7 protein-coding genes are annotated in these 4,749 nt (G+C 52.3%); 2 read left to right on the plus strand and 5 right to left on the minus strand.

Annotated elements, in window-relative coordinates:
* The coding region (locus BRA42_RS11455; RefSeq protein ID WP_342685955.1) for a DUF86 domain-containing protein at positions 1-350 on the minus strand (350 nt) is incomplete at its 3' end.
* Entirely contained in the window at positions 347-664 is a 318-nt protein-coding gene (locus BRA42_RS11460) for a nucleotidyltransferase family protein (RefSeq protein WP_292410476.1), read from the minus strand. The genes BRA42_RS11455 and BRA42_RS11460, both read right to left, overlap by 4 nt.
* Positions 665-1,184: 520 nt before the next feature.
* Here BRA42_RS11460 and BRA42_RS11465 point away from each other — a divergent pair.
* Complete coding sequence (locus BRA42_RS11465) at positions 1,185-1,379, plus strand: type II toxin-antitoxin system HicA family toxin (protein WP_292410478.1); 195 nt, start codon at positions 1,185-1,187, stop codon at positions 1,377-1,379.
* A 1-nt stretch (position 1,380) separates the two neighbouring features.
* On the plus strand, positions 1,381-1,599 hold the full coding sequence (locus BRA42_RS11470; RefSeq protein ID WP_292410481.1) for a type II toxin-antitoxin system HicB family antitoxin: 219 nt from the start codon (positions 1,381-1,383) through the stop codon (positions 1,597-1,599).
* Positions 1,600-2,405: 806 nt separating this feature from the next.
* On the opposite strand, the gene darG is transcribed toward BRA42_RS11470, so the two are convergent.
* The 3 genes from darG to BRA42_RS11485 form a co-directional block, all read right to left on the minus strand.
* The gene (gene darG, locus BRA42_RS11475; protein ID WP_292410483.1) at positions 2,406-3,530 is read right to left on the minus strand and encodes a type II toxin-antitoxin system antitoxin DNA ADP-ribosyl glycohydrolase DarG; all 1,125 of its coding nucleotides are present in this window, start codon (positions 3,528-3,530) and stop codon (positions 2,406-2,408) included.
* A gap of 1 nt (position 3,531) precedes the next feature.
* A complete protein-coding gene (locus BRA42_RS11480; protein WP_292410485.1) occupies positions 3,532-4,143 on the minus strand; it encodes a DUF4433 domain-containing protein in 612 nt (203 codons plus the stop codon).
* An 85-nt stretch (positions 4,144-4,228) separates the two neighbouring features.
* Positions 4,229-4,483 (minus strand): hypothetical protein, encoded by a 255-nt coding sequence (locus tag BRA42_RS11485; RefSeq protein ID WP_292410486.1) that lies wholly within the window; start codon positions 4,481-4,483, stop codon positions 4,229-4,231.
* Positions 4,484-4,749: the final 266 nt, after the last annotated feature.

Consider the following 4,749-nt stretch of genomic DNA (forward strand, 5'->3'; position numbering starts at 1 on the left):
TCTGATATCAGGTCGTCGCGGAGGCTCTGAACCGCAGATCTGAGCGGGGAAATATCGTCCCGGATCGTTCTCCAGATGATCGCCCTGTTGATCCCGAAATAGGCGTGGATCAATTTGTCACGCATACCGGCCATTTCACTCCAGGGAAGAGAAGGGTAACGTTCCCTGACCTGTCGGGGAACGCACTTTGTCGCCTCACCGATCACTTCCAGTGCCCGTGTGACCGCATAGACGGTCTTGTCGTCCCCGAAAAACTCCTCATACGACATACCCCGGGTGAAGATCTCGATCTTATCGACAGCATCAAGGATATCGTCCAGATAATCGAGGGTGCTTCGCTGGACTGTCATATATATATGACCTCTTTCTGGACACGGCGGCCGATATGAGGTTTGAGTGCACTTTTTTCGACCAGATCCACCGGTCTATCGAGAAGTTCGGAGAGGTACCGCTCGAGCCTGAGAAACCCGAAGATCCCCGGCACCTCGGAGAATTCGACGAGGATGTCCACGTCGCTTCCCTCGTGCTCCTCGCCGCGCCGACACGAGCCGAAGATTCCGATGGACCCGACGTGGTAGGCCTCCTTCAGGTACGCCTTTTTTTCCCGGAGAATGCCGATGATCCTCGCACACTCCCCGCCGGGTTGCAGGGTGACAGTATCCATTCCTGAGCGGGATATACGCTTTTCTCTCTAGTATAGATATCCCCGGATCTTTCCGGGTCCGAGATGCCCTCTACCGGCGTATTCTTGAAGCGGAGAAGGACGAATAAGCAGAAATATCCATCAAGTGTGCCGCCGCGAAGGCCGAGGATGCAGGGTGCGATGGTCTGCTATCATCCCCGGTACCCCGTACCGGTGAGCGCGGGGCGGTTGACCGGGCCCCCCCTTCACAGCACTGATAGAAGATCCTCGCAAACTCGTCGGATGGTTTTCTCATCTGTTCTTTCATATTTTCGCGGGCATCGTCCGACTGGGCAGGTTCCCGATGCATCCTTTCAGAAATGACCGGCAGGGGCGTCCGACACCTTCATTCTTGCGGCCGGAGGACCGGAATTATTCAGCACAGCAACCAGAGCACAAAAGATATGAGCATTCCTCCCGTCGTAATTGGTACGGAGCAGCAGCGAGACACGCCGCCGGGCGACCGTGGAGTTCGGTCGCCGAGAAAAGGGGTAGGGAAAGAATGAAAGTAAAAGACTGCATAAAGATGATCGAAGCGGACGGGTGGTACCTGGTGGCGACCCGGGGCAGTCACCGGCAGTACAAGCATCCATCAAAACTCGGCCGGATCACCATCGCCGGGCACCCGGCAGACGTTCTTGCACCGGGGACGCTGAACAGTGTTCTCAAACAGGCTGGACTTAAAATGAGGGACTAAAATGTATCGATTTCTTGTCATCGTCGAGCAGACCGACGGCAACTACTCGGCGTACTCCCCGGACCTTCCGGGGTGTGTGGCCACCGGGGCGACCCGTGAGGAAGCGGAAGAGCAGATGCACGAGGCGATCGAGCTCCACATCGAGGGGCTCCGGGAGGATGGGGCCCCGGTTCCCCGCTCGAGGTCTTCGGCCATCTATGTAGCGGTCGGTCGAGGGTAACTCCGGAGAATGGAGGCGCAGGAAGCGACGATGTGCGATTCTCTTCCCGGCGTGCTCGGCCCCCTCTGGACGCCGGGGGCATTCGATGACCGCATTGAAAGTGGTTGCCGTGCTTGGGAGTAGTTGAAGAGATCACCGAAGAGTTCTCTGATCCGGTCATACGGGAGAAGCTGTAGACGCAGAGATAGGTCATGAGCGCTTTCACGTCCGGGCCATACTGCACAGCGCGCTATGAGCATGAAAAACGGTGGGACGATTGACCCGTATCTTTTTCGTTTCTGGGATAATAGTTGCCTGTTCTAGTGGACGCTCTGCATACCCCCGGAGATTTTTCATACCAACGCTTCCGGGCGAACCCTTCTATTCCCTGCTCCATAAGATCGATGCAGGAGAGTGGCAGGATGAGTCTGCATGCGGAACTACTCGAAAAAAGGGACGAGATCCTCGAGATCGCAGCCAGACACGGCGGCCGATATGGGAGCTCCCGGTTCCCCGCTCGCGGTCTTCGGCCATCTATGTAGCAGTCGGTCGAGGGTAACTCCGGAAGAACGGTGGCTCCGGATGCGACGATTCGCGAGGAGCGTCGCGGGAGCACCGATATGTGCAATTCTCTTCCCGGCGCGTCGATCGGCAAAGGACCCGCGTCAACCGACAAGCCCCTCCCGTCAGGGAGGGGTAGTTGACGCCGGCAAAGATGAAACGTTGCCCCGATAACCCCGGGAGGGTCACAAATCGCGGCAATCAACCTGTTGAGATTGGGGCTGCAATCTCAGCCAGGGATGCCCTCGCCTCAGTGAGGAGAGCAGTCACACTAACTCGTCAACCGGCAACGAGTCACTGTATGAGACAGAGATCCATTTCAACATCGCAAGGTTGCGGATTGCAGAAGCGAGCCTCTCACGCTTCATCGGATCGTTCCATTTTCTTTTCCATGAGAGAACACTGTCGAATATCTCTTGTTCGGTAACCGATTGCCCGGGTTTCAAATACGCCAACTCTCGATATATGTAATATACCGTGGCGACTTCCTCCGCTTGCTCTGTATTCTTAATTCTGCTGAATAGATCAACGGTTTTCTCAATTTTCGGTTCAAGTTCGACCAGTTGACGCTCATATTTTTTCCGCACTTTCGGGTACTCGGGGCCAATTGAGATGACCACCATCCGACCGAGCTGTTTCTCGGCAATGAGGTTGCTGTTGGCAAAGAGATGAATTGTTCTTTTTACGTCTTCCGGGGAAAACGGTCCATAGTACCCCTTCTTAAATGTAAACTGAGTATTTACTCCCGTCTCCGTGATAATGTAGCAAATTTTTTGAAACATAGTTCGGCCTACCCTGACTGCATGAGCCTGCTGTCCGAGCCGATTCAATACTTCAAGGATTGCAATTTTTTCCGGCGTGAGTTCACTTTTCGTCTGGTTTACCTGATTGTAATCTTCAAGTAATACCTTCTGGGAGAGGAAATTTTCTTTTAATTCGTCGTGCGGAGTCCCGAACGGTGCATATATTTCAACAGGAATGTCTATCCGGGATAACTTTTGATACATTATCCGGCCAATAACACGCCATTCCTGGCCACCGTTTCCACACCCTAATGGCGGAAACGCTACCGATGTTACGCCCCATTCCCTGTATTTATTCACGAAAATATCCAGCCCTTTAACGATATCCTGGATACGTGATGGGGAACGCCAATGGTTTTTTGTTGGAAAATTTACAATAGAATTGCCGAATATGTCGGTATAGTGGTATGGAACACCGGGTTTGACCTGTAAATTCATGCACCTTCTAGTATAATCACGGTACATGTCCGGGTATTTCTGCTTGAAGAGAAGAGCGATTCCTTTCCCCATAACACCCACACAATTCACTGTGTTGACAAGCGTCTGTGCCTTGCTCTTCAGGACATCCCCAACCAGGACGGTTACCATATCAACTCCTCCCCCGTACTTGCCTATTGAAAAACATATCTCCATCTATGATTATCTCTCGATCAAATCCCACCTCAGATAGACATTTTTTAGAGGTACTACATGATACATATGCTCCATTTATGTGAACCGCGGCAACGATATTCGGTACTAATACTTCGGCGCACATAATACTTTTATGTCTCCTTTGTTCATGGGGATCTTCATGTGTCCAATATCTTGCATATATCATGTCTAAATCAAGTTTATCCATGGCCTCCGAAAGTGAGTAAAAAGATACCCAGTCACTTGCAGCATTGCCATCGGTTATCACGACACCCGGAAACTCTATCAATCTGTTTTCAAGTTTCAATATGCAGATGTCATCCGATCCGTTACACATCAACGTATACAACATTGGGTTCCTTGCATTAAGATAAAGATTCACGTAACTGTGAAGGGACAGACCATTGGGAACTTTTTTGTTAGCCCTGCGCCCCTGCACCTCACGATTTGCAACGGAAACGTGACGTAGCCGCATTGCCATATCGTATGACAGGATCCCATGCCTTAATACTGATGGGATATTTTCGATAGCGACAATATAATAGAGTTCCTTAATGAATTCGGACATCTCATTGGCCACTTTGACTTTGTTAAATTTAAATTAGTACACACTCGATTAACCCCCTTCCGCAGGAGCCCACCCCGCAAAATCCTTATACTTTCAGAAAAACCTCTGTGCACACTTCTGCTGTTTTCATCGAAGGATCCAGCGTCCTGATCGGCCATCTCGGGATCGTCGCCGGTGTCTTCGACACCCTGGCATCGACGTGTTCGATGACAGGCTGGTCGAGTGGTGTTGCACAGGGAACGCCGTTGGCGAACATGCGGTACGCGAGATAGTCGTCGAAATGATCCCGGTCAACTACCCCCGACGAGAGGAGGGGGCATGATGCCGGAAGTGGTATCATGCTCTTTAGAGGCTTCGCGATTCCACCTCTCCCCCGCGTGTGGGGGAGCGGACCGCAATAGGCCGGTTGACGGCGGCCCTGGCAGCAATGTCGCTGCACTGTGGTGTCGTTTGCGCAGGTGTATAGCCGTGATCCGCAGGAGAGGCTCCTGCTTCGTGCCTTCCGTAGCGCAACATATGTCTGTCGAGATTTCCCGGCATAAACCTTTTCCCTGCGAGGTGAAAGTGAACGGGGACACGCCGAGGGTCGATTCCTCCCCCGCCTTA

The sequence above is a fragment of the Methanoculleus sp. UBA374 genome, from assembly GCA_002508705.1.
In the GTDB taxonomy this organism is placed as follows: Archaea; Halobacteriota; Methanomicrobia; order Methanomicrobiales; family Methanoculleaceae; genus Methanoculleus; species Methanoculleus palmolei.

What these genes read in the sequence shown, in the direction of transcription:
- BRA42_RS11460 (WP_292410476.1), bottom strand. Translation starts at nt 664, where the DNA reads ATGGATACTGTCACCCTGCAACCCGGCGGGGAGTGTGCGAGGATCATC.
- BRA42_RS11465 (WP_292410478.1), top strand. Translation starts at nt 1,185, where the DNA reads ATGAAAGTAAAAGACTGCATAAAGATGATCGAAGCGGACGGGTGGTAC.
- BRA42_RS11470 (WP_292410481.1), top strand. Translation starts at nt 1,381, where the DNA reads ATGTATCGATTTCTTGTCATCGTCGAGCAGACCGACGGCAACTACTCG.
- darG (WP_292410483.1), bottom strand. Translation starts at nt 3,530, where the DNA reads ATGGTAACCGTCCTGGTTGGGGATGTCCTGAAGAGCAAGGCACAGACG.
- BRA42_RS11480 (WP_292410485.1), bottom strand. Translation starts at nt 4,143, where the DNA reads ATGTCCGAATTCATTAAGGAACTCTATTATATTGTCGCTATCGAAAAT.
- BRA42_RS11485 (WP_292410486.1), bottom strand. Translation starts at nt 4,483, where the DNA reads ATGATACCACTTCCGGCATCATGCCCCCTCCTCTCGTCGGGGGTAGTT.